This window comes from Pseudomonas putida (assembly GCF_001941965.1).
GTDB lineage: Bacteria > Pseudomonadota > Gammaproteobacteria > Pseudomonadales > Pseudomonadaceae > Aquipseudomonas > Aquipseudomonas putida_L.
In genome coordinates, this window is record NZ_MKZO01000058.1 from 166283 (window position 1) to 189434 (window position 23152).

26 protein-coding genes are annotated in these 23152 nt (G+C 63.9%); 11 read left to right on the top strand and 15 right to left on the bottom strand.

All coding sequences use genetic code 11. The features are described 5' to 3' along the window. Window positions 1-46 precede the first annotated feature (46 nt). Window positions 47-688 carry an orotate phosphoribosyltransferase gene (pyrE, locus tag PSEMO_RS26460; RefSeq protein ID WP_075805855.1) on the top strand — a complete coding sequence of 214 codons (642 nt, stop codon included), beginning with the start codon at window positions 47-49 and terminating at the stop codon, window positions 686-688. Between the two features lie 90 nt (window positions 689-778). Here pyrE and PSEMO_RS26465 read toward each other — a convergent pair whose 3' ends face one another. The 7 genes from PSEMO_RS26465 to coaBC all read right to left on the bottom strand — a co-directional run bounded on the left by PSEMO_RS26465 (window position 779) and on the right by coaBC (window position 6788). Then, complete coding sequence (locus PSEMO_RS26465) at window positions 779-1444, bottom strand: DUF799 domain-containing protein (protein WP_075805856.1); 666 nt, start codon at window positions 1442-1444, stop codon at window positions 779-781. After that, window positions 1441-1812 (bottom strand): DUF4810 domain-containing protein, encoded by a 372-nt coding sequence (locus PSEMO_RS26470; RefSeq protein WP_075805857.1) that lies wholly within the window; start codon window positions 1810-1812, stop codon window positions 1441-1443. Before PSEMO_RS26470 ends, PSEMO_RS26465 begins: the two co-directional genes overlap by 4 nt. Window positions 1813-1840: 28 nt before the next feature. Further along, entirely contained in the window at window positions 1841-2521 is a 681-nt protein-coding gene (locus PSEMO_RS26475; RefSeq protein WP_075805858.1) for a CsgG/HfaB family protein, read from the bottom strand. Window positions 2522-2679: 158 nt separating this feature from the next. After that, the gene (gene argB, locus PSEMO_RS26480; RefSeq protein WP_075805859.1) at window positions 2680-3588 is read right to left on the bottom strand and encodes an acetylglutamate kinase; all 909 of its coding nucleotides are present in this window, start codon (window positions 3586-3588) and stop codon (window positions 2680-2682) included. A gap of 30 nt (window positions 3589-3618) precedes the next feature. Continuing rightward, window positions 3619-5016, bottom strand: a complete 1398-nt coding sequence (locus PSEMO_RS26485; protein ID WP_075805860.1) for a phosphomannomutase/phosphoglucomutase — start codon at window positions 5014-5016, stop codon at window positions 3619-3621. A gap of 102 nt (window positions 5017-5118) precedes the next feature. Continuing rightward, window positions 5119-5574: a dUTP diphosphatase gene (gene dut, locus PSEMO_RS26490; protein ID WP_064305046.1), complete on the bottom strand. Its 456-nt coding sequence runs from the start codon at window positions 5572-5574 to the stop codon at window positions 5119-5121. A 5-nt stretch (window positions 5575-5579) separates the two neighbouring features. Beyond that, window positions 5580-6788, bottom strand: coding sequence for a bifunctional phosphopantothenoylcysteine decarboxylase/phosphopantothenate--cysteine ligase CoaBC (gene coaBC, locus PSEMO_RS26495; protein WP_075805861.1), 1209 nt, complete (start codon window positions 6786-6788; stop codon window positions 5580-5582). Window positions 6789-6936: 148 nt separating this feature from the next. Here coaBC and radC point away from each other — a divergent pair, with 148 nt between their 5' ends. Then, window positions 6937-7626: a RadC family protein gene (radC, locus tag PSEMO_RS26500; RefSeq protein ID WP_075805862.1), complete on the top strand. Its 690-nt coding sequence runs from the start codon at window positions 6937-6939 to the stop codon at window positions 7624-7626. 119 nt (window positions 7627-7745) lie between these two features. On the opposite strand, the gene PSEMO_RS26505 is transcribed toward radC, so the two are convergent. Next, a complete protein-coding gene (locus PSEMO_RS26505) occupies window positions 7746-9335 on the bottom strand; it encodes an ABC transporter substrate-binding protein (RefSeq protein WP_075805863.1) in 1590 nt (529 codons plus the stop codon). 363 nt (window positions 9336-9698) lie between these two features. Here PSEMO_RS26505 and rpmB point away from each other — a divergent pair, with 363 nt between their 5' ends. Further along, window positions 9699-9935, top strand: a complete 237-nt coding sequence (gene rpmB / locus PSEMO_RS26510) for a 50S ribosomal protein L28 (RefSeq protein WP_037058999.1) — start codon at window positions 9699-9701, stop codon at window positions 9933-9935. An 11-nt stretch (window positions 9936-9946) separates the two neighbouring features. After that, window positions 9947-10102, top strand: coding sequence for a 50S ribosomal protein L33 (rpmG, locus tag PSEMO_RS26515; RefSeq protein ID WP_003242516.1), 156 nt, complete (start codon window positions 9947-9949; stop codon window positions 10100-10102). 122 nt (window positions 10103-10224) lie between these two features. On the opposite strand, the gene PSEMO_RS26520 is transcribed toward rpmG, so the two are convergent. The 3 genes from PSEMO_RS26520 to PSEMO_RS26530 all read right to left on the bottom strand — a co-directional run bounded on the left by PSEMO_RS26520 (window position 10225) and on the right by PSEMO_RS26530 (window position 11266). After that, the gene (locus PSEMO_RS26520) at window positions 10225-10446 is read right to left on the bottom strand and encodes a hypothetical protein (RefSeq protein WP_144443622.1); all 222 of its coding nucleotides are present in this window, start codon (window positions 10444-10446) and stop codon (window positions 10225-10227) included. Window positions 10447-10622: 176 nt separating this feature from the next. Continuing rightward, complete coding sequence (locus PSEMO_RS26525; RefSeq protein ID WP_075805865.1) at window positions 10623-10826, bottom strand: I78 family peptidase inhibitor; 204 nt, start codon at window positions 10824-10826, stop codon at window positions 10623-10625. An 80-nt stretch (window positions 10827-10906) separates the two neighbouring features. Next, a complete protein-coding gene (locus tag PSEMO_RS26530) occupies window positions 10907-11266 on the bottom strand; it encodes a cupin domain-containing protein (protein WP_075805866.1) in 360 nt (119 codons plus the stop codon). A gap of 196 nt (window positions 11267-11462) precedes the next feature. Between PSEMO_RS26530 and PSEMO_RS26535 the strand changes: the two genes are divergently transcribed. Further along, window positions 11463-12956, top strand: coding sequence for an aldehyde dehydrogenase (locus tag PSEMO_RS26535; RefSeq protein WP_075805867.1), 1494 nt, complete (start codon window positions 11463-11465; stop codon window positions 12954-12956). Between the two features lie 119 nt (window positions 12957-13075). Beyond that, window positions 13076-14215 (top strand): MFS transporter, encoded by a 1140-nt coding sequence (locus PSEMO_RS26540; protein ID WP_075805868.1) that lies wholly within the window; start codon window positions 13076-13078, stop codon window positions 14213-14215. Here the strand turns inward: PSEMO_RS26540 and PSEMO_RS26545 are convergent. Together PSEMO_RS26545 and PSEMO_RS26550 are read right to left on the bottom strand one after the other, a co-directional pair. Continuing rightward, window positions 14212-15765 carry a phospholipase D family protein gene (locus PSEMO_RS26545; RefSeq protein ID WP_075805869.1) on the bottom strand — a complete coding sequence of 518 codons (1554 nt, stop codon included), beginning with the start codon at window positions 15763-15765 and terminating at the stop codon, window positions 14212-14214. The two genes, PSEMO_RS26540 and PSEMO_RS26545, sit on opposite strands and share 4 nt — an antisense overlap. A 58-nt stretch (window positions 15766-15823) precedes the next feature. Further along, on the bottom strand, window positions 15824-17254 hold the full coding sequence (locus tag PSEMO_RS26550; protein WP_086937271.1) for an aminotransferase-like domain-containing protein: 1431 nt from the start codon (window positions 17252-17254) through the stop codon (window positions 15824-15826). A gap of 180 nt (window positions 17255-17434) precedes the next feature. Between PSEMO_RS26550 and PSEMO_RS26555 the strand changes: the two genes are divergently transcribed. Then, window positions 17435-17665 carry a DUF1127 domain-containing protein gene (locus tag PSEMO_RS26555; RefSeq protein WP_075805871.1) on the top strand — a complete coding sequence of 77 codons (231 nt, stop codon included), beginning with the start codon at window positions 17435-17437 and terminating at the stop codon, window positions 17663-17665. A 121-nt stretch (window positions 17666-17786) separates the two neighbouring features. On the opposite strand, the gene PSEMO_RS26560 is transcribed toward PSEMO_RS26555, so the two are convergent. Continuing rightward, window positions 17787-19106 carry an NAD(P)/FAD-dependent oxidoreductase gene (locus PSEMO_RS26560; RefSeq protein WP_178392064.1) on the bottom strand — a complete coding sequence of 440 codons (1320 nt, stop codon included), beginning with the start codon at window positions 19104-19106 and terminating at the stop codon, window positions 17787-17789. A 71-nt stretch (window positions 19107-19177) separates the two neighbouring features. Here PSEMO_RS26560 and PSEMO_RS26565 point away from each other — a divergent pair, with 71 nt between their 5' ends. Further along, the gene (locus PSEMO_RS26565) at window positions 19178-19531 is read left to right on the top strand and encodes a YkgJ family cysteine cluster protein (protein WP_075805873.1); all 354 of its coding nucleotides are present in this window, start codon (window positions 19178-19180) and stop codon (window positions 19529-19531) included. Window positions 19532-19629: 98 nt separating this feature from the next. Here the strand turns inward: PSEMO_RS26565 and dadR are convergent, their stop codons facing one another. Next, complete coding sequence (gene dadR, locus PSEMO_RS26570; RefSeq protein WP_075805874.1) at window positions 19630-20118, bottom strand: transcriptional regulator DadR; 489 nt, start codon at window positions 20116-20118, stop codon at window positions 19630-19632. 155 nt (window positions 20119-20273) lie between these two features. On the opposite strand from dadR, the gene dadA reads away from it, so the two are divergent. From dadA to alr, 3 genes are all read left to right on the top strand, one after another. Then, window positions 20274-21575 (top strand): D-amino acid dehydrogenase, encoded by a 1302-nt coding sequence (gene dadA / locus PSEMO_RS26575; protein ID WP_075805875.1) that lies wholly within the window; start codon window positions 20274-20276, stop codon window positions 21573-21575. Then, complete coding sequence (locus tag PSEMO_RS26580) at window positions 21547-21900, top strand: RidA family protein (RefSeq protein WP_075805876.1); 354 nt, start codon at window positions 21547-21549, stop codon at window positions 21898-21900. Before dadA ends, PSEMO_RS26580 begins: the two co-directional genes overlap by 29 nt. Window positions 21901-21987: 87 nt before the next feature. After that, entirely contained in the window at window positions 21988-23061 is a 1074-nt protein-coding gene (gene alr, locus PSEMO_RS26585) for an alanine racemase (protein ID WP_075805877.1), read from the top strand. The last annotated feature ends 91 nt before the right edge of the window (window positions 23062-23152 follow it).

Here is a 23152-nt window from a genome sequence, read left to right on the forward strand (position 1 = left end):
CCGAGCTCTACTCAATTAGCTAAATCCGTGGTATCCGGGACTTCTCATGCAGCCGTATCAGCGCGACTTCATTCGTTTTGCCATCGATCGCGGTGTTCTGCGCTTCGGTGAGTTCACCCTCAAATCGGGCCGCACCAGCCCGTATTTCTTCAATGCTGGCCTGTTCAACAGCGGCTCGGCCCTGGCACAACTGGGTCGTTGCTACGCTGCGGCGATCGTCGACAGCAAGATTCCGTTCGACGTGCTGTTCGGCCCGGCCTACAAGGGCATTCCCCTGGCGGCAGCCACTGCGGTGGCCCTGGCCGAGCAACACCAGCTCGACGTGCCATGGTGCTTCAACCGCAAGGAAGCTAAGGACCACGGCGAAGGCGGCAGCCTGGTGGGTGCCCCGCTGGCCGGTGACGTGCTGATCATCGACGACGTGATCACCGCCGGTACCGCGATCCGCGAAGTCATGCAGATCATCCAGGCCCAGGAAGCCCGCGCCGCTGGCGTGCTGATCGCGCTGAACCGCGAAGAGCGCGGCAATGGCGAGCTGTCGGCGATCCAGGAAGTTGAGCGCGACTTCGGCATTCCGGTGGTCAGCATCGTCTCCCTGACCCAGGTCCTCGAGTTCCTCGCCGACGACCCGCAGCTCAAGCAGCACCTGCCGGCGGTGGAAGCCTACCGCGCGCAGTACGGGATCTGAAGTTCCAAGCTACAAGCCTCAAGCTACAAGAAAAAGCAGCTCGCATCGACGCTGCTTTTTTCTTATGGCTTGCCGCTTGAAGCTTGCAGCTCAATCCTTCCCGTAGTTCGGCGAGCGCGGACCGTAGAGGATCCCGCCGTTCTTGTACGGCATCAGCAGGCGTGCGCTGGTGATCCCGGCGATCGGGTAGCCGGCATCGTCCTGGACGCTGCTGATGATCTGGTTCACCGCCGCAGTGATCAGCAGGCCGACCAGGCCGCCACCGCTGTTGTTCTGGTTTTCCTGGCTGGACGCCGTCGCAGCGCCGGTCCACAGGGTTTTGCCGCTGCGCAGGTCGACCAGGCTGGCCTTGGCCGTGACCACGGTCGCGCTGCTGATCACCATGTAGCGGGTGCCATAGTCGCTGACGGTGACGTAGAGCGCCGCGTCCGCACCGAAGATGTCATGCAGCTTGCTGGCCGGCAGTTGATGGATATCGGCCGGCGTGGTCATGCCGTTCTGCTTGAAGGTCTCGTCCACCAGCGCTACCGGCAGCACGTAGTAACCGGCTTCGGCCAGCGGGTAGGTCACGTGCGACAGCATGCTGTAGGTCGCCTTGACGTCCGGCGACTCGTTCAGCGGCGGCAGGATCAGGATCGAACGCGGATTGGCCTGCTTGTATTCCGAGTAGTCGACGGTTTTCTGCTGGTTGGCGCAGCCACCGAACAGGGCCAGGACACAGGCGCCGGCGACCAGCTTGAGGAAACGATTGATCATTTGGTCGCCACTCCCTGACGGGCATTCTTCAGCAGGAAGTCCATGTAGGCGGCGGACTCGGGAAACAGGGCCTTCTCGGTCTGGAACTGCTGGGCCATCTGGTCATCCTTGCCCAGGCTTGAATACAGAAGCCCCAACTGGGCGTGATAGCCCGGCGGTACCGCGCCGTTCTTCGCCTTGATCTTCTGCAGGTCACGCTCCAGCGCTTCGGCCTGCGCCTCTTTCGATTCGCCCTTGAAGTACTGATAGACCTGTGGCTGATAGCTCTCCCACTGGTACAGGGTTTTCGGGCCGGTACAGCCGGACAGCAGGATGCTGCCCAGCGCAATGCCGGCGACAGCGCGCCAGCTCAGGGTTGCCGTGCTCATTACGGATCGTCCTTGTGCGTAAGGTCTTTTAAGGGGTGACAGGTTTCCAGGCGCCGCTTTCCACGGCGTTGACCAGCTTGTTTACCGCTTCGCGCATGGCCAGGTCGAGGACCTTGCCGTTCAGCGTCGAGTCGTAGCTGGCGGTACCGCCGAAGCCGATGACTTCGCGGTTGGAGAGGGCGTATTCACCCGCGCCCTGGCTGGAGTAGACCACTTCGGAGGTGCTGATGTTGACGATGTTCAGCGCCACCTTGGCGTAGGCGATCTGGGTCTTGCCGCGGCCGAGGATGCCGAACAACTGGTGGTCGCCGACTTCCTTGCGACCGAACTCGGTCACGTCGCCGGTCACTACGTAGTCCGCACCTTTCAGGCGTTGGGCCTGGCCCTTGATGCCGGCTTCCCGCTGGATTTCGCTCATGTTGTCGCGATCCAGCACGCTGAAGCGGTTGGTTTCCTGCAGGTGGGTGATGAGGATGGTCTTGGCCTGGCCGCCGAGGCGGTCGACACCGTCGGAGAAGATGCCGCGCATGTAGCTGGAGCGGTTGTCGAACTTGCCCACGGCGATCGGTGCGCGCACGCCGCTGTAGGGGCGGTTGACGCTTTCGACTTGCTGTACGGCGACAGCCCTGGAGGTTTCGGTTGCACAGCCTGTCAGCGACCCGACGACGATGGCGGCAGCCAGCACGAGTCCTTGTGGAGCATATTTCACGCTTGTTTCTCCTGGATAAATCATCGAGTTGCGACTTGCTCGCATTCTGCCAGTAGTATCGGCCTGTGAGCAATTTGCTGAAGTGATGTAGGACAAATCTGAAATGCGGGCACAAAAAAACGGACACACCGGTGAGGCGTGTCCGCTTTGTTTGAAGCTTACTGACGCGGCTTGCGGTTGGTGATCAGGGTGCCGACGCCGCTGTCGGTGAAGATTTCCAGCAGCACGGCATTCGGTACGCGACCGTCGATGATGTGCGAGCTGTGCACGCCACCCTGGACCGCTTCCAGCGCGCAGCGGATCTTCGGCAGCATGCCGCCGTAGATGGTGCCGTCGGCGATCAGGCCGTCGACCTGCTCGGTGCTCAGGCCGGTCAGTACGGTGCCTTGCTTGTCCATCAGGCCGGCGATGTTGGTCAGCAGCATCAGCTTCTCGGCTTTCAGCGCTTCGGCGACCTTGCCGGCCACCAGGTCGGCGTTGATGTTGTACGACTCACCGTTCGGGCCCACGCCGATAGGTGCGATGACCGGGATGAAGTCGCCCTTCACCAGCATGTTCAGCAGGTCGGTGTTGACGCTCACGACTTCGCCGACGTGGCCGATGTCGATGATTTCCGGGGTGGTCATCTCAGGGGTCTGGCGGGTGACGGTGAGCTTTTTCGCGCGGATCAGCTCGGCGTCTTTACCGGTCAGGCCGATGGCGCTGCCGCCATGACGGTTGATCAGGTTGACGATGTCCTTGTTGACCTGGCCGCCGAGGACCATCTCCACCACGTCCATGGTCGCGGCGTCGGTGACGCGCATGCCATCGACGAAACGGCTTTCGATCGACAGGCGGTTGAGCAGGTCACCGATCTGCGGGCCGCCGCCGTGCACGACTACCGGGTTGATGCCGACTGCCTTCATCAGCACCACGTCGCGGGCAAAGCCGGTTTTCAGCTCCTCGCTCTCCATCGCGTTGCCGCCGTACTTGATCACCAGGGTCTTGCCGACAAAGCGTCGGATATAAGGCAGCGCTTCGGACAGTACCTTGGCGACATGGGTAGCGGCATCGCGATCGAGGGTCATGCAGGGCTCCAGTTGGAACAAGTGGTTCGGTCAGAACGGTAGTTGCAGGTCGGGGGCTACGCGCTTGAGCTGCGCGTGGAATATAGCCTTGATTCGCTGCAGTTCGGCGTCATTGTCGGCCTCGAAGCGCAGGACCAGCACCGGGGTGGTGTTGGACGCGCGGACCAGGCCCCAGCCGTGGGGATAATCGACCCGCACACCGTCGATGGTGGTCAGGTCGGCTTGGCCCCAGTCGGCGTCGCGTTGCAGTGCATCAATGATGGCGAATTTACCCTCGTCGGTCACATCAATGTTGATTTCCGGCGTGGAAATATCATTGGGGAAGCCGGCGAACAGGGTTTCGGCGTCGATTTCGGTCTTGCTGAGGATCTCCAGCAGGCGCGCGGCGCTGTAGATGCCGTCGTCGAAGCCGAACCAGCGCTCCTTGATGAAGATGTGCCCGCTCATCTCGCCGGCGAGCAGGGCGCCGGTTTCCTTCATCTTCTTCTTGATCAGCGAGTGGCCGGTCTTCCACATCCGCGCATGGCCGCCGTGTTCGGTGATCAGCGGGGTCAGGCGGCGGGTGCATTTGACGTCGAAGATGATTTCGGCGCCCGGGTTGCGGGCCAGCACGTCCTGGGCGAAGAGCATCAGCAGGCGGTCGGGGTAGACGATGCTGCCGGTGTTGGTCACCACGCCGACACGGTCACCGTCGCCGTCGAAGGCCAGGCCGATATCGGCGCCGGTTTCCTTCACTTTCGCGATCAGATCGACGAGGTTTTCCGGTTTTCCCGGATCCGGGTGGTGGTTGGGGAAGTTGCCGTCCACCTCGCAGAACAGCGGGATGACCTCGCAATCCAGTGCGGCCAGCAGTTGCGGGGCATTGACCCCGGCGGCGCCGTTGCCGCAGTCCACGACCACCTTGAGGCGGCGGGCGAGCTTGATGTCGCCGACGATCTGCTGGTGGTAGCGCGGGAGGATATCGACCTTCTCCACCTTGCCGGTGCCACGGGGCAGGTCTTCGGTCTTGATGCGGGTCAGCAGGGCCTGGATCTGCTCGTTGGCGAGGGTGTCGCCGGCGATGACGATCTTGAAGCCGTTGTAGTCCGACGGGTTGTGGCTGCCGGTGAGCATGACGCCGGACTTGCCGGCCAGCACGTTGGCCGCGTAGTACAGGGCCGGGGTCGGCACCAGGCCGACATCGCTGACCTGGCAACCGGCGTCGGCCAGGCCCTTGATCAGCTGTTCCACCAGCATCGGGCCGGACAGGCGGCCGTCACGGCCAACGGAAACGTTCGGCTCGCCCTGGGCGAGGCTCTGGGCGCCGATGGCGCGGCCGATCCAGTAAGCCGTCTCGGCATGCAGGGTCTTTCCGACCACACCACGGATATCGTAGGCGCGGAAGATGCTGTCAGGCAGTGCGGGGATCAGTTGGGCCATATCGTTCATCACGGGACTCCAGTCTCGAAGGCTTTCGGGCGTATGGAACGCTTGGACGGCCTTTGCGGCGGAGAGTTCGCCCTCGACAGGACGTCGAGGGCGATCAGCGGATCAATGGCTACCGGAGTGACCGAAGCCGCCGGCGCCGCGTTGGGTCTCGTCGAAGGTCTCGACGATATCGAAATGCGCCTGTACCACCGGCACCAGGACCAGTTGCGCGATGCGCTCGCCGACTGCGATGTTGAAGGCGGTCTGGCCACGGTTCCAGCACGAGACCATCAGCTCGCCCTGGTAGTCCGAGTCGATCAGGCCGACCAGGTTGCCGAGGACGATGCCGTGTTTGTGACCCAGGCCCGAGCGCGGCAGGATCATGGCCGCCAGGCCCGGATCGCCGATGTAGATCGACAGGCCGGTGGGGATCAGCAGGGTCTGGCCCGGCTCGAGGACGGTGTCTTCCTTGAGCATGGCGCGCAGGTCGAGGCCGGCCGAGCCCGGGGTGGCGTATTGCGGCAGCGGGAATTCGGCGCCGATGCGTGGATCGAGGATCTTGGCTTGGAGAGCGTGCATGTGAATCAAACCTGGTTGAGGCGTTCGGCAATGAAAGCGATCAGCTGGCGGGCGATCTTGCCCTTGCTGGTCTGCGCGAACAGGGTTTCGTGGAGCTGGCGGTCGATCACGCTGCAGGCGTTTTCCTCGCTGTTGAAGCCAATGCTGGGGTTGGCCACGTCATTGGCGACGATCAGGTCGAGGTTCTTGTCCTTGAGCTTGCGTGCGGCGTAATCGAGCAGGTGTTCGGTCTCGGCGGCGAAGCCGACGCTGAACGGACGGTCCGGACGGGTGGCGATGGTGGCCAGGATGTCCGGGTTGCGCACCATCTGCAGCAGCAGACCGTCGCCGGTTGTAGGGTCTTTCTTGAGTTTTTGCGGGGCGACGACTTCCGGGCGGTAATCCGCGACTGCCGCCGAAGCGATGAACAGGTCGCAGGGAATCGCCGCTTCGCAGGCCGCGAGCATGTCGCGGGCGCTGACCACGTCGATCCGCGTGACCCGGTCCGGGGTCGGCAAGTGCACCGGGCCGGTGACCAGGGTCACCCGGGCGCCGGCTTCTACCGCGGCTTCGGCCAGGGCAAAGCCCATTTTTCCGGAGCTGTGGTTGGTGATGTAGCGCACCGGGTCGATGTTTTCCTGGGTCGGGCCGGCGGTGATCAGTACGTGCTTGCCGGTCAGCGACTCGCGCTTGAAACACTCGGCGGCGCACCAGGCCAGGTCGGTGGCTTCGAGCATGCGCCCCAGGCCCACGTCGCCGCAGGCCTGGCTGCCCGAGGCCGGGCCGAAGACCTGGATCTGGCGTTGCTGCAGGGTGTTCAGGTTGGCCTGGGTGGCCGGATCGCGCCACATGGCCTGGTTCATCGCCGGGGCGACCGCCACGGTGGCGTCGGTGGCGAGCACCAGGGTGGTCAGCAGATCGTCAGCCACGCCCTGGGCGAGACGCGCGATCAGGTCGGCGGTGGCTGGCGCGATCAGCACCAGGTCGGCCCACTTGGCCAGTTCGATATGGCCCATCGCCGCTTCGGCAGCGGGATCCAATAGGTCCATGTGCACGGGGTGCCCGGAGAGCGCTTGCATGGTCAGCGGAGTGATGAATTCGGCTCCGCCACGGGTCATGACCACGCGCACCTGGGCGCCGTGTTCCAGAAGTCGGCGAACCAGCTCGGCGCTCTTGTAGGCAGCAATACCGCCGCCGACGCCGAGAACAATGCGTTTCCGATACAGCCGCTGCATAGGCCTGCCTTTTTCTGATGGAAAGTTGTGCACAACGCTGACGCCTCCCCAGGCCGGATCGCTGTGCAAAAAGTGGCGGCTAATGTAGCACAGCGCTGCCGCCTGCAAGAGCGCCGGGCGCAGTAACGGACGGACAGAGGGATTTGCGATGAGTATCAGGGACTGGCCCGCGGCGGAACGCCCGCGGGAGAAGCTGTTGGAGCGGGGCGCGGCGAACCTGTCGGACGCCGAATTGCTGGCGATCTTCCTACGCATTGGTGTGCGCGGCAAAAGTGCGGTGGACCTGGCCAGGGACCTGCTGCAGCGCTTTGGCGGGTTGCGCGGGCTGCTGGAGGCGGATCAGCGCAGTTTCGCGCAAGGGCAGGGCCTGGGGCCGGCGAAGTTCGCCCAGTTGCAGGCGGTGATGGAGATGGCCCGGCGGCACCTGGGTGAGAGCTTGCAGCGGGGCCCGGCGCTGGAGCGGCCAGAGGCGGTGCGCACCTACCTGAAGGCGCAGATGCGGCATGAGCGCAATGAAGTGTTCGGCTGCCTGTTTCTCGATACCAAGCACCGGCCGCTGGCGTTCGAGATTCTCTTTCGTGGCTCCATCGACAGCGCCACGGTGTATCCGCGCCAGGTGGTCAAGCGATCGCTGGCGCACAACGCCGCGGCGTTGATCCTGTGTCACAACCATCCGTCCGGGAATCCCGAGCCGAGCAAGGCCGACATTCGCCTGACCCATCGGCTGGTGGATGCGCTGGAGTGCATCGAGGTGCGGGTGCTCGATCACTTCATCATTGGCGATGGGGAGCCGCTGTCGATGCTGGAGCAGGGGTGTTTCTTCAGCAATCCGGCCTGAGGTGTTGCTGAGGGCCTCATCGCTGGCAAGCCAGCTCCCACAGGTTTTGCGGCGCACGCGGTCACTGTGGGAGCTGGCTTGCCAGCGATAGGGCCCAACCAGGCACAGGAAATCCCCCGCTACTTCTCGACCTTCACCCCGGCAAAGTCCTGGCGCCCGAACGGATTCACCTGATACCCCTCCACATCCTTGCGCAGCAGCACCGCCGCCGTCGGATGGGCCAGCGGTAACCACAGCGCCTGCTGCTGGATCTGCCCCTGCGCCTGCTGGTACAGGCGGCTGCGCACGCTCTGGTCGGTGGTGGTCTTGCCGGCGCTGATCAGCTGGTCCAGGCGCGGGTCGCAGTAGCGCGCGAAGTTGGTCCCGGATGTGACCGCGGCACAGGAAAACTGCGGGCTGAGGAAGTTGTCCGGGTCGCCGTTGTCGCCGGCCCAGCCCATGAACAGCAAGTCATGCTCGCCCGCCTTGGCCCGGCGGATCAGTTCGCCCCATTCGATCACGCGGATCTCCGCCTTGATCCCGACCTTGACCAGGTCCGCCTGCAACAGCTGCGCGCCGAGGCTCGGGTTGGGGTTGAGCAGGCTGCCGGACGGGCGGGTCCAGATCGTGGTGCTGAAACCATCGGCGAGGCCGGCCTTCTTCAGCAGGTCGCGGGCCTTGTCCTGATTGGTCGGGTAGCCCGGCAGCGATTTGTCGTAGCTCCAGGTATTGGGCGGGAACGGGCCGTTGGCGGGCACCGCAGTCCCTTCGAAGACGGCCTTGAGGTAGCTGTCCTTGTCGAAGGCAAGGTTGATCGCCTGGCGTACTTCCGGTTTATCCAGCGGCGGATGCTGGCTGTTGATGGCGACGAAGGCGGTCATGAAGGCCTCGGTCTTTTCCACCTTCAGGTTGGCGTCCTCGCTCGCTGCGGCGATATCCAGCGGCTTTGGCGACAGGGCGATCTGGCACTCGTTGCGCCGCAATTTCTGCAGGCGCACGTTGGCGTCCGGGGTGATGGCGAAGATTAGCGGATCGACCGCCGGCTTGCCGTCGAAGTAGTCCGGGTTGGCCCGGTACCGCACCACCGCGTCCTTCTGGAAGCGGTTGAAGACGAACGGGCCGGTGCCGATCGGCTGGCTGTTGAGCTTCTCCGGGGTGCCGGCCTTGAGCAACTGGTCGGCGTATTCCGCCGGGTAGATCGAGGCGAAGCCCATGCTCAGGGTGGCGAGGAAGGTGGCATCCGGATGGCTGAGGGTGAAGCGCACCGTCAGCGGATCCGGGGCGTCGATCTGCTTGATCAGCTCGGGCAGTTGCAACGACTGCGCGTGCGGGAAGCCGCTCTGGGCGATCTTGTGCCAGGAGTGCGCCGGGTAGAGCATGCGCTGGAAGCTGAACAGCACGTCGTCGGCGTTCAGCGTGCGGCTTGGCTTGAAGTACGGGGTGGTGTGGAACTTCACCTCGGGGCGCAACTTGAATTCCCAGGTCAGGCCGTCGTCGGACACCGTCCAGCTCTGGGCCAGGCTCGGGACCACCTTGCCGGCCGTCGCGTCGAACTCCACCAGGCGGTTCATCAGCACGTCGGCCGAGGCGTTGGTGGTGGTCAGCGAGTTGTACTGGACCACGTCGAAGCCTTCGGGGCTGGCTTCGGTGCACACGGCGAGGGCGGCGGCCTGGGCCACGGCAGGGCCGAGCAGGGCGGTGAACAACAGGGATAGAACGGCGGGACGCATGGGAACTCCTAGGCTGAACGACGACCCATCTGCCAGTGCAGTCTGGAAAAGTCCTACCCTAGTGCCCCGGATTACAAATGGCCAACACCTTTTTAAACGAATTGCGCGACGAGCGGTAAATCGCCACACAGCCCGTTTACCGCGCCGTACGGGGCTGGCGCTGAATGACCGGGATCACATCTTGTGTTGTTGTGCTCTGGTCTTTCTGGTATAAAGCAGCGCTCTTTTCTAGGGGCCCGGTGTGTAGCATCCTCGGGTGTAGCCGGTAAGACCCCGATGAATCACGGCGCCTGGCGCCAGAAACTGAGAGATTAAGCGGCCAACCCATGCCGGGTTGGGCATGTGGTTTTAGAGGGCTGAGGCATGTCGAGAGTCTGTCAAGTTACTGGTAAGGGTCCAGTAACCGGGAACAACATTTCCCACGCAAACAACAAAACCCGTCGTCGTTTCCTGCCGAACCTGCAGCATCATCGCTTCTGGGTCGAGTCCGAGAAGCGTTTCGTGCGTCTGCGCGTTTCCGCCAAGGGCATGCGTATCATCGACAAGCGCGGCATCGACGCCGTTCTGGTCGACATTCGCCGTAACGGCATCAAGGTCTAAGGGAGAACGTCATGCGTGAACTGATCCGTTTGGTGTCGAGCGCCGGTACTGGCCACTTCTACACCACCGACAAGAACAAGCGCACCACTCCGGACAAGATCGAGATCAAGAAATACGATCCGGTCGTCCGTAAGCACGTGATGTACAAGGAAGCCAAGATCAAGTAATTGGTCTGGTTTTCGAGAAAGGCCCGTATCCCTGGATACGGGCTTTTTTTATGCCTGCGCGAATCCAAACAAAAACGCCCGGTGCCATAGGGCTCCGGGCGTTTTTCGTTGCGGGGCGAGGATCAGCCGAAGCGGACGCCGGTGATCACGCCATTGTCATCAACTTCCACATGGATGCGCGTTTCGTCGATCACCATGCTGTGTGCTTCGTCCGGGCCAACGACACAAGCGCGGCCTGTCAGCTTGGCGATCTCGGCACGGGCAGCTTCGGAATATTTGGTACCGATCAGCTTGCTGACTGCGGCTTTGGCTTCTTCGTTGCTCATTGAAAATGCGATGCTCATGATCTTTCTTCCTTGTTTGAGGTTGTCCGGATGGACGACGCCATGGTCCCCGACGGCGCCTCACCTCGTGCATTACATATCTATCGAATAGCGTGGGCTTGCGTTGCGGCGCCTGTGTTTTTCCCTGCATAAAAAAACCCGGAGCCACTGGCCCCGGGTTTTTGGGCGAGGAGGAATCAGCCGAAGCGGAAGCCGGTGATCACGCCATTGCCGCCTGCCAGGACATGGATACGCGATTCGTCGATTTCCATGGTGGAGGCATCGGTCGGACCGACGACGCGAGCGCGGCCGGTCAGCTTGGTGATCTCGGCCTTGGTGGCTTCGGTGTATTCGCAGCCGATCAGTTTGGCCAGGGCAGCTTTGGCTTCTTCATTGTTCATGGTTTGTCTTCCTTGTTAGTGGTTGTCCGGATGGACCACGCCATGATCCCGAAGCACCCGCCCCGCCATGCGCTACATATCTATTTTTGTTCGAACATCACGTAGATCTTGCGGCACGGCTCCAGCACCTCCCAGGTGCCCTTGAACCCGGCCGGGATCACGAAGCGGTCACCGGCGCGCAGAGTCTTGGCCTGGCCCTGTTCGTCGCGCAGCACCGAAACGCCCTGAACGATCTCGCAGTATTCATGCTCGGTGTAGTTGACCGTCCATTGCCCGAGCGCGCCTTCCCATACCCCCGCCGCAAACTGCCCGCACGGGCTGGAATAGTGGTTGTACACCGCCTGCTCGGGGTCGCCCTTGAGGATCTTTTCGGCGGCGGGACGGTAGCGTTCGGCTTCGGTCAGGACCTGAGCAAAATCAACGATCTGCTGGATATTCATGGCGCGGCTTCACCTGATTGTTAAATAAAATGAACATGGCTAGGCTTTTGGCAGCTTAATGTCAAATATATTGATAATCCGGGCCCCAGTAGTTTAGGGTGTCGGATGCTGTAGAGCGATGACAGCTCCGGCGGAATTTCCTGACAGTGTCGACCACCTCTCGCGCGACGCTGCACATCAACAAGAGGAGTTTGCTATGACCACCCTGACGCGTGCGGATTGGGAACAGCGTGCCCAGCAACTGAAGATCGAAGGCCGCGCCTTCATCAATGGCGAATACACCGCGGCCGTTTCCGGCCAGACCTTCGAATGCATCAGCCCGGTCGACGGTCGCCTGCTGGCGCATATCGCCAGCTGTGACGAGGCCGACGCCCAGCGCGCCGTGGAAAACGCCCGCGCCACCTTCGAGTCCGGTGTCTGGTCGCGCATGGCCCCGGCCAAGCGCAAGGCCACCCTGATCCGCTTCGCCGGCCTGCTCAAGCAGAACGTCGAAGAGCTGGCGCTCCTGGAAACCCTGGACATGGGCAAGCCGATCGGCGACTCCTCGACCATCGACATCCCGGGCGCGGCCAACGCCCTGGCCTGGAACGGCGAAGCCATCGACAAGGTGTACGACGAAGTCGCCGCCACCCCGCATGACCAGCTTGGCCTGGTTACCCGCGAACCCGTAGGCGTTGTCGGCGCGATCGTGCCGTGGAACTTCCCGCTGCTGATGGCCTGCTGGAAACTCGGCCCGGCGCTGGCCACCGGTAACTCCGTAATCCTGAAGCCGTCGGAAAAATCCCCGCTGACTGCCATTCGCATCGCCCAACTGGCTGTGGATGCCGGCATCCCGGCCGGTGTGCTCAATGTCCTTCCTGGCTATGGCCACACCGTGGGCAAGGCCCTGGCCCTGCACATGGACGTCGATACCTTGGTGTTCACCGGTTCGACCAAGATCGCCAAGCAACTGATGGTCTACGCCGGCGAATCGAACATGAAGCGCGTCTGGCTGGAAGCTGGCGGTAAGAGCCCGAACATCGTCTTCGCCGACGCCCCTGACCTCAAGGCCGCCGCCGAAGCCGCTGCCAGCGCCATCGCCTTCAACCAGGGCGAAGTCTGCACCGCCGGCTCGCGCCTGCTGGTGGAGCGTTCGATCAAGGACCAGTTCCTGCCAATGGTTCTGGAAGCCCTGAAAGCCTGGAAACCGGGCAACCCGCTGGACCCGGCGACCACTGTCGGCGCCCTGGTCGACACCCAGCAACTGAACACCGTGCTGGGCTACATCGAGTCCGCCCACACTGACGGCGCCAAGCTGCTGGTCGGCGGCAAGCGCATCCTCGAAGAGACCGGCGGCACCTACGTCGAGCCGACCATCTTCGACGGCGTGTCCAACGCCATGCGCATCGCCAAGGAAGAGATCTTCGGCCCGGTGCTGTCGGTGATCACCTTCGACACCGTCGAGGAAGCCATCGCCATCGCCAACGACACCCCGTACGGCCTGGCCGCTGGCGTGTGGACTTCGAACATCACCAAGGCCCACCAGACCGCCAAGGCCCTGCGTGCCGGCAGCGTCTGGGTCAACCAGTACGACGGCGGCGACATGACCGCACCGTTCGGTGGCTTCAAGCAGTCGGGCAACGGCCGCGACAAGTCGCTGCACGCGCTGGACAAGTACACCGAGCTGAAAGCTACCTGGATCAAGCTGTAAGCCTGTTGGGCGGCTGACAACGCCGCCGCAGCCCGATCCGGTCATGCAGCCGGACCTTGCCGAAAGGCGGGTCCGGCTGTGTCGTCTGTGCTGTACGGAAATGCTTCGAGGGATGTGAGATGCGTTGGGGGACTTATTTCGCCGTCTTGGCGGCCGTGCTCAGTGTCGGCCTGGCGTTGGGGGTCAGCATGCCGCTGGTGTCCTTGCGCCTGGAGGGCTGGGGCTACGGCAGCTTCGCCATTGGCGTGATGGCGGCGATGCCGGCGATCGGCGTATTGCTGGGTGCCAGCCTGGCCAGCCGCCTCGCGGCGCGCTTTGGCACACCGGGGCTGATGCGTCTATGCCTGTGGGCCGGTGCGTTGTCCATCGGGGCGCTGGCGCTGCTGCCCAGCTATCCGGTGTGGCTGGTGCTGCGTTTGCTGATCGGCGTGGTTCTGACCATCGTCTTCATCCTTGGTGAAAGCTGGATCAACCAGCTGGTGGTGGAGCAATGGCGTGGGCGGCTGGTGGCGCTGTATGGCAGCAGCTATGCCCTGAGCCAATTGGCCGGGCCGTTGCTGCTGGGTGTGGTGGGTTCGGGTGACGACCTCGGTTTCTGGATCGGTGTCGGCCTGCTGGTCGTCTCGCCGCTGTTGCTGTTTGGGCGTGGCGGCGCGCCGAGTACCGAGGCGGCCAGCGTGACCTTCTTCGACCTGTTCGGCTTCTGTCGGAGGTTGCCGGTGATCGCGTGGGCCATCGCCCTGTTCGCCGCGTTCGAGGCGATGATCCTGACTTTGCTACCGGTGTACTGCCTGCAACAGGGTTTCAGTGCGGAGGTGGCGCTGTTCATGGTCAGCACCGTGGTGGTCGGGGATGCGGTGCTGCAGTTGCCGATCGGCGCGCTGGCCGACCGCATGTCCCGGCGCACGCTGTTCAGCGGGTGTGCGGTGACGCTGGCGGTGTCCAGCCTGATGATTCCGCTGCTGCTGCAAACCCAGCTGATCTGGCCGTTGTGGGTGCTGTTCGGTGCCAGTGCGGGCGGGTTGTTCACCCTGTCGCTGATCCTGATCGGCGAGCGTTATCGGGATGATGCGCTGGTGCGGGCCAATGCCCATGTGGCGCAGCTGTGGGGTATCGGTTGCCTGATCGGGCCACTGGCGGCGGGGGCGGGGAGCCAATGGGTCAGCGGGCATGCGTTGCCGTGGTTCATGGCCATCGGTGCATTCGTACTCGTATTGCTGGCGCGACGTCCGCAAGCCTTCGAGGAGGCCACAGCCTAAAGCATCTTCTCCAACCCCACCGCCTTGGCGATCCACGCATTGAACCTTCGCCACAATCCCCCAGGCTCGGTGGTCAGCACATGCAGCTGGCCATCGTCCTCGGTCACCCATACCAGCTTCCCTTCGCGCAACTCCACCTGATACGCCACCGCCGGCGCCATCCCCTGGATCGCCAGGTCGCGGGTGTATTGCGCCAGTTCCGGACTGTCCACCAGCACCCCGACCTCGGTGTTCCACAACACCGAACGCGGGTCAAAATTGAACGAGCCGATAAAGGTCTTCTGCCGGTCGAAGACGATGGCCTTGCTGTGCAGACTGGAGTCCGAGGCGCCGCTGAAGCCGTAGCGCGGCTGGCCGGGGTCGCCGGGCTGGCGGCGCAGTTCGAAGAGTTTCACCCCGTGCTCCAGCAGCGCCCGGCGATAGGGCGCATAGCCGCCGTGGACCACTGGCACGTCGGTGGCCTCCAGGGCATTGGTCAGGAGATCGACCCGCACGCCGGCATCGGCGCGGCTGGTCAGGTACAGCAGCCCTTCGTCACGGGGCACGAAGTAGGCAGAAACCAGGATCAGCTCCTTGCGCACGCCGTTCAGCTCCGGCGCCAGTTGCCGGGTCATCAGGAGTTGCGGGTCGGGCTCGTCGTCGGCCAGGACCTTGCTCGGCGCATCCCACAGGGCCTGGCTGTGGGCCCAGATCAGTTCGTTGCGCCAGATGTCCAGGTGCGGCTGGGCCTGATAGGCCATCAGCCGGTCATACAGCGCCTTGCGCTGGGTCCGCGCATCGGCGAGGTAGCGCTCCAGGCGCTGGCGGCTGGCGCGCAGGTCGTCGGCGTCCGGCAGGCTGTAGAGGAAGTCGCCGATGGGCTTGCTCAGGGCGCTGTTCCAGTATTGGTCGAAGCTGTGTCCCAGTTGCTCGGCCACCGGGCCGACGCCAAGCAGGTCGATGTCGGTGAAGTTGAGGTTGGGCTCGGCATCGAAGTAGGCGTCGCCGATATTGCGCCCGCCGACGATGGCCATGCTGTTGTCCACCAGCCACAGCTTGTTGTGCATGCGCCGATGCTGGCGCGAGAGGTTGAACAGGCGGCCCATGGCCCGGGTGACGCCCGTGGCCCGCCCCAGTTGCAATGGGTTGAACACGCGGATCTGGATGTTCGGGTGGGCGGCGAGGGTGGCGATCAGGTCTTCCTGGCCGTCGCTGGTGGTGTCATCGAGGAGGATGCGCACGCGCACGCCACGGTCGGCCGCAGCCAGCAGTTCGTGGACCAGCGCGCGGGTGCTGAGGCCGTCGGCGACGATGTAGTACTGCAGGTCGATGCTGCTCTGCGCATTGCGGATCAGCTCGGCGCGGGCGCGGAAGGCTTCGTTGCTGTTGGGCAGCAGGCGGAAGCCCGAGAGTCCCTCATGAGCCTGCGCCTGGCGCTGTACCGAGCGGCCGAAGGCGGACTGCTCGGCCGGGATTGCCTGGCTGACGTCACGGGGCACGCTGACGCTGGCGCAGCCACTCAGGGCCAGCAGCAGGGTCAGCAGGAAGGGCAGGAGCCGTTGGCTGGTCAAGTCGGAGTTCCGTGGTCGCGGGGCAGTTGAACTGTAGACCGCGTCCGACAGCGAAACGTTACCCGTGCTTCGCTTCTTCTCCCAGCAGACGAATGGCGTTCTCCCCGACCTTGCGCACCGCCGCCTCGATGGTCGGGGTCGGCTGGGCCGCGTAGTTCATGCGCAGGCAGTTGCGGTGCTTGCCCGAGGCGGAAAAGATGCTGCCCATGGCGATCTGTACGCCCTGGTCGAGCAACAGACGATTCAGTTTCAGGGTGTCGCAGGCCTCCGGCAGCTCGACCCAGAGCAGGAAGCTGCCCTGGGGCCGGCTGACCCGGGTGCCTTCGGGGAAGTAGCGGGTCACCCAGTCGATCATCTGGTCGCGCCCGCGCTGGTACTGGCTGCGCATGCGCCGCAGGTGCGGCTGGTAGTGGCCGGCCTCGATGAAGTCGGCGATCGCCAGTTGCGGCTGCGTCGCGGTGCTGCCGGTGCTGATGTACTTCATGTGCAGCACTCGCTCCAGGTAACGACCCGGCGCGACCCAGCCGACCCGCAGGCCCGGGGCCAGGGTCTTGGAGAAGGAACTGCAGAGCAGGACGCGTCCGTCATCGTCGAAGGATTTGATCGTGCGCGGGCGTGGGTAGGTGTAGGCCAGGTCGCCATACACGTCGTCCTCGAGGATCGCCACGTCGAAGCGCTGGGCCAGGCTGAGCAGGGCGCGCTTGCGCGCTTCCGGCATGATGTAGCCGAGCGGGTTGTTGCAGCTCGGCGTCACCTGGATCAGCTTGATCGGCCATTGTTCCAGGGCCAGCTCCAGGGCTTCGAGGCTGATGCCGGTGAGCGGGTCGGTGGGGATTTCCATGGCCTTCATGCCCAGGCCCTTGAGGGTCTGCATGGCGCCGTGGAAGCTCGGCGAGTCCACCGCGACGATGTCCCCCGGCTCGCACACCGCGCGAATGCTGGCCGACAGTGCCTCATGGCAGCCGGTGGTGATCACCAGGTCGGCGGCGTCGATGGTGCAGCCGGAGTCGAGCATCAGCCGCGCCACCTGCTCGCGCAGGGCCTGGGTGCCGCTGATGGTGTCGTAATACAGGCCGGGCATGTCCTGCCGCCGGCTGAGCTGGGCGAGGCTGCGCAGCAAGGGTTTCAGGGTCGGGCTGTTGACGTCGGGCATGCCCCGGCCGAGCTGGACGATGTCCTTGCGCGGGACGCTGCGGATCAGCTCCACCACGTGTTCCCATTGGGAGATATCCACAGGCCGCTGTGCCGGTCGGCCGACTGCCGGCAGGGCGGGCAGGGTGCGGTTTTGCGGGACGAAATAGCCGGATTTCGGGCGCGGTGCGACCAGGCCGTTGTCTTCCAGCAGGCGGTAGGCCTGTTGCACCGTGCTCAGGCTGACCCCGTGCTCCAGGCTCAGGGCGCGGACCGATGGCAGACGGTCCCCGGGACGGTAAAGGCCCTGTTCGATACGGGCACCGAGCAGCTCGGCGAGGTTGACGTACAGGGTCATGCTGCGTACTCCGGGGACAGGCTGTGGGAAATAACCAGTACAGATTTCGGAAAAATACAGCATTCAGAGAGGAAACGTAGAAATCTGTATGAAGAAAATTCTGACAGGTTGAATCTGTAACGAGTTTTCCTACACGCGCATTCTTTCTACACGGTTTACCAACCCTGGAGGAAAGACGCGATGAACGGCCTGAGCGATGTGCGCTTGAAACTGTATGGCAGCGAAGTGGAGCGGGCGCAGCGTGACGCCCGGCTGCGCGGGCCATGGTTTTTGGGCACCCTGCGCTTGTGGCGGCATCGCTGGGAAACGCGGCAGGCCCTGCTGGAACTGACGCCTGCGCAGTTGAAGGATATCGGGTTGAGCAAGGTGGATGCGGTGGAGGAGGGGTTGAAGCCGTTCTGGCGGGAGTGACGTCTTGTGATGTTTTTGATGGCCTCATCGCTGGCAAGCCAGCTCCCACAGGTTCAGCGGCGCCGCAGACACTGTGGGAGCTGGCTTGCCAGCGATGAGGCCATCAGCAACACAGAAGGGCTCAGACCAGCGCCTTGAACCGATGCCACAACATCCCCAACGCCAGCAACGGCGAGCGCAAATGCTTCCCGCCCGGGAAGGTGATATGCGGCACCTGGGCAAACAGATCGAAACGCCCACTCTCCCGCCCGCTGATCGCTTCACCCAGCAAGCGCCCCGCCAGGTGCGTGGCATTCAGGCCATGCCCGGCATAGGCCTGGGCGTAATACACATTGGGCTGCTCGCGCAGGCGGCCGATCTGCGGCAGGCGGTTGGCGCCGATGCCGATCATCCCGCCCCACTGGAAGTCGATGCGCACATCCGCCAGTTGCGGGAACACCTTGAGCATCTTCGGGCGCATGTAGGCGCCGATATCCTGCGGATCCCGACCCGAGTAATGGCAGGCACCGCCGAACAGCAGGCGGCGGTCGGCGGAGAGGCGGAAGTAATCCACCGTCACCCGCTGGTCGCACACCGCCATGTTCTGCGGCAGCAGTTGCCGGGCACGCGCTTCGTCCAGCGGCTCGGTGGCGATGATGTAGCTGCCCGCCGGGAGCACCCTGCCGCCCAGCTCGGGGTTCAGGTCATTGAGGTAGGCGTTGCAGCACAGCACCAGGGTGTTGGCGCGGACCGAGCCCTGGACGGTGTGGACCTTGACCTCGGGTCCGTAGTCGATGCGGGTGACGGCGGACTGTTCGAAAATCCGCACGCCCAGGCCACTGGCGACGGCCGCCTCGCCCAACGCCAGGTTGAGTGGATGCAGGTGGCCCGAGCCCATGTCGATCAGGCCGCCAGCGTACTGGTCCGAACCGATCACGCTGTGCATCTGCTCCGGCGGCACCAGGCGCAGTTCGTGGCGGTAGCCGAGGGCGCGCAGGGCTTCGGCGTCTTCGGCGAAACCTTCATATTCCCGGGGTTTGTTGGCCAGGTCGCAATAGCCCCAGGTCAGGTCGCAGGCAATATTGTGGCGCTCGATCCGCTGGCGGACGATTTCCACCGCTTCCAGGCCCATCAGCTTCATCTGTTGCACGCCTTCGGCACCGATCACCGGCGCGAACTGCTCGAGACCGTGGCCGACCCCGCGAATCAACTGCCCACCATTGCGCCCGCTGGCGCCCCAGCCGACCTTGCGCGCTTCCAGCAGGATCACGCTGAAGCCGCGCTCGGCCAGTTCGATGGCGGTGTTCAGGCCGGAGTAACCGCCGCCGACCACACAGACGTCGCAACGCTGCTCACCGTCCAGCCGCGGGTAGTCCGGCTGTGGGACGCTGCTGGCGGCGTAGTAGGAGGCGGTGTGCATGGGCGTCGTCCTGCGGCAGTGAGAGGTGAAGGCGGGCAGCATAGGCGGTGCTTCCGGGGGCAGGCAACCGTCGGGCAAAATAGCGGCTTTCTTTCCTTTGGCGGTTCCGTTTCATGGCCTGCAACAGTCACAAAATCCGTTTTCTGCGTGAGCAGATTCCGTCCTTCGAGTGCGTGCCGGGCTGTCATGACTGCTGTGGACCGGTGACCACCTCGACCGAGGAAATGGCCCGGCTGCCGCGCAAGAGTGCCGAGGAGCAGGAAGCGGCGCTGGCCGAGCTGAACTGTGTACACCTGGGGCCGCAGGGCTGCACGGTGTATGAGGAGCGGCCGATGATCTGCCGGTTGTTCGGGACTACGCCGCGCCTGCCGTGTCCGCGGGGGCGGGGGCCGGAGGAGATGATCGATCCGGGGGCGGAGCGGTTGGTGCATCAGTTTATTGCGACTACCCGGCAGGTGCTTGTGTGAAGGCTTAGGGCCTCATCGCTGGCAAGCCAGCTCCCACAGTGATCGCGTGCACCGCCGAACCTGTGGGAGCTGGCTTGCCAGCGATGAGGCCCTCAAGATCAATCCGGAATCGGCAGGTTCAAACTTTCCTTCACCTCTTCCATCACGATATAGCTCTTCGACTCCCGCACATGCGGCAGCTTGAGCAGGATGTCCCCCAGCAACTTGCGATACGACGCCATCTCGGAAATCCGTGCCTTCACCAGATAGTCGAAGTCCCCCGAGACCAAATGGCATTCCAGCACATGCGGCAGCTTGAGCACCGCCCGGCGGAACTCCTCGAAGGTGTCCCCCGACTTGTAGTCCAGGCTGATTTCGACGAACACCAGCAGGCTGCCCTTGAGGTGCTGCGGATTGAGCCGGGCGTTGTAGCCCATGATGATGCCTTCGCGCTCCAGGCGGCGGACCCGCTCGGTGCACGGGGTGGTCGACAGGCCGACCTTCTCCCCCAGTTCAGTAAAGGAAATACGCCCGTCGCTCTGCAGTATCCGGAGGATATTGCGGTCGATCTTGTCCAGCTCGCGCTTGCTCTGGTGCTGGGTTCTCATAGTGGATGCCCCTTTGTAAAAGCCGACTTTGCCGAGAATTCTCGCCAAATATAGGTTTTTATATAGTGAAATGCACTGCCTCGAGTTTTTTACACTGCGCCCATTCATGCCATTCACAAAAATTGTGGCGGTGCGCCGCCTCGAGGGATAACAACATGCGCGTTCTGGTACTCGGTAGCGGTGTGATCGGAACCGCCAGTGCCTACTATCTGGCCCGGCAAGGTTTCGAAGTCGTGGTGGTCGACCGTCAGCCGGCGGTGGCCATGGAAACCAGTTTCGCCAACGCCGGCCAGGTGTCGCCAGGTTATGCCTCGCCCTGGGCCGCCCCGGGCGTGCCGCTGAAAGCCATCAAGTGGCTGCTGCAGCGCCACGCTCCGCTGGCGATCAAGGCCACCGGCGATGTCGACCAGTACCTGTGGATGGCGCAGATGCTGCGCAACTGCACCGCCAACCGCTACGCGGTGAATAAGGAGCGCATGGTCCGCCTGTCCGAGTACAGCCGCGACTGCCTCGACGAACTTCGCGCCGAAACCGGCATCGCCTACGAAGGCCGCAGCCTCGGCACCACCCAGCTGTTCCGCACCCAGGCCCAGCTCGACAACGCCGCCAAGGACATCGCCGTCCTCGAACAGGCCGGCGTGCCCTACGAACTGCTGGACCGCGAAGGCATCGCCCGGGTCGAGCCGGCCCTGGCCAATGTGTCCGATATCCTCGCCGGTGCCCTGCGCCTGCCCAACGACCAGACCGGCGACTGCCAGCTGTTCACCACCCGCCTGGCGGAGATGGCGCGCAACCTGGGCGTCGAATTCCGCTTCGGCCAGAACATCCAGCGCCTCGACTTCGCCGGCGACCGCATCAATGGCGTGTGGATCGACGGCAAGCTGGAAACTGCCGACCGCTACGTGCTGGCCCTGGGCAGCTACTCGCCGCAACTGCTCAAGCCGCTGGGCATCAAGGCCCCGGTGTACCCGCTCAAGGGCTACTCGCTGACCGTGCCGATCACCAACCCGGACATGGCCCCGACCTCGACCATTCTTGACGAGACCTACAAGGTCGCCATCACCCGCTTCGACAACCGCATCCGCGTCGGCGGCATGGCCGAGATCGCCGGTTTTGACCTGTCGCTGAACCCGCGTCGGCGCGAAACGCTGGAGATGATCGTCAACGATCTTTATCCTCTGGGCGGCAATCTGCGCGAGGCCGAGTTCTGGACCGGCCTGCGCCCGACCACTCCGGACGGTACGCCGATCGTCGGCGCGACCGCGTTCCGCAACCTGTTCCTCAATACTGGTCATGGCACCCTCGGCTGGACCATGGCATGCGGCTCGGGCCGCCTGCTGGCCGACCTGATGGCGCGCAGAAAGCCGCAGATCAGCGCCGAAGGGCTCGACATTTCCCGTTACGGACACACTCAGGAGACCGCCAAGCATGGCAATCCAGCGCCAGCTCACCAATGACCGCATGAGCCAGATCGTCGCCCACAACGGCACCCTGTACCTCGCGGGCCAGGTGGGCAACGACATGAACGCCGGGATCGAACAGCAGACCCGGGAAACGCTGGGCAATATCGAGCGCTTGCTGGACCTGGCTGGCACCGACAAGACCCGCCTGCTCTCGGTGACCATCTACCTGAAGGACATCGATGCCGATTTCCAGGGCATGAACGCGGTCTGGGACAAGTGGCTGCCCAAGGGCGTCGCCCCGGCCCGGGCCACGGTGCAGAGCAAGCTCTGTGAGCCGGAGATCCTGGTTGAGATGTCGGTAGTCGCCGCTCTCTCGTAACACCCTCTCTTCACCCGGTGCCGTTGCGGTACCGGGCCTTTTTTCAGAACAAGTTATTCACAACCAGACTGCCAGAAGGCTGCCGTCATGCGTCCCGCCCGTGCCCTGATCGACCTCCAAGCCCTGCGTCACAACTACCGCTTCGCTCGCCAGCTGACCGGGGCCCGTGCCCTGGCGGTGATCAAGGCCGATGCCTACGGCCACGGCGCGGTGCGCTGCGCCCTGGCCCTTGAAGCCGAGGCCGACGGCTTTGCCGTGGCCTGCATCGAGGAGGCGCTGGCGCTGCGCGAAGTGGGGATCAAGGCCCCGGTGCTGCTGCTCGAAGGCTTCTTCGAGGCCAGCGAGCTGGAGCTGATCGTCAAACACGACTTCTGGTGCGTGGTGCATTCCCTTTGGCAACTGGAAGCGATCGAGAAGGCCACTCTGGCCAGGCCGATCCAGGTCTGGCTGAAGATGGACACCGGCATGCACCGCGTCGGCCTGCATCCGCGCGACTATCAGACGGCATACCAGCGCCTGCAGGCCAGCGGCAAGGTGTCGAAGATCGTCCTGATGAGCCACTTCGCCCGCGCCGACGAGCTGGACAGCAATGCCAGCAACGAGCAGGTCGCGGTGTTCGAAGCCGCCCGCCAGGGCCTGAAGGCCGAGGTCAGCCTGCGCAATTCGCCTGCGGTGCTGGGCTGGCCGCAGGTGCCGAGCGACTGGGTCCGTCCGGGCATCATGCTGTACGGTGCGACGCCGTTCGAAACCGAACAGGCCGAGGCCGCCCGCCTGCAACCGGTGATGACCCTGGAGTCGAAAGTCATCAGCGTGCGCGAGCTGCCGGCCGGCGAGCCTGTGGGATATGGTGCACGCTTCGTCAGCCCGCGCCCGACCCGGGTCGGTGTGGTCGCCATGGGTTATGCCGACGGTTACCCGCGTCATGCACCCACCGGCACCCCGGTCCTGGTCGCTGGCAAACCTGCGCAACTGATCGGTCGCGTGTCGATGGACATGCTCTGCATCGACCTCACCGACGTCCCGCAAGCCGGGCTCGGCAGCACTGTCGAGCTGTGGGGCAAGAACGTCCTCGCCAGCGACGTCGCGACCCAGGCCGGCAGCATCCCCTACCAGATCTTTTGCAACCTGCGCCGGGTGCCTTTGGTCTATACCGGAGAGTGAGGCCATCACTGACGAACTGCGGGTCGAAGTGTTGTAAATACTGAACGCTGTTGCGATGATGGCGCACATTTCGACCCCCACATTCGTCAGG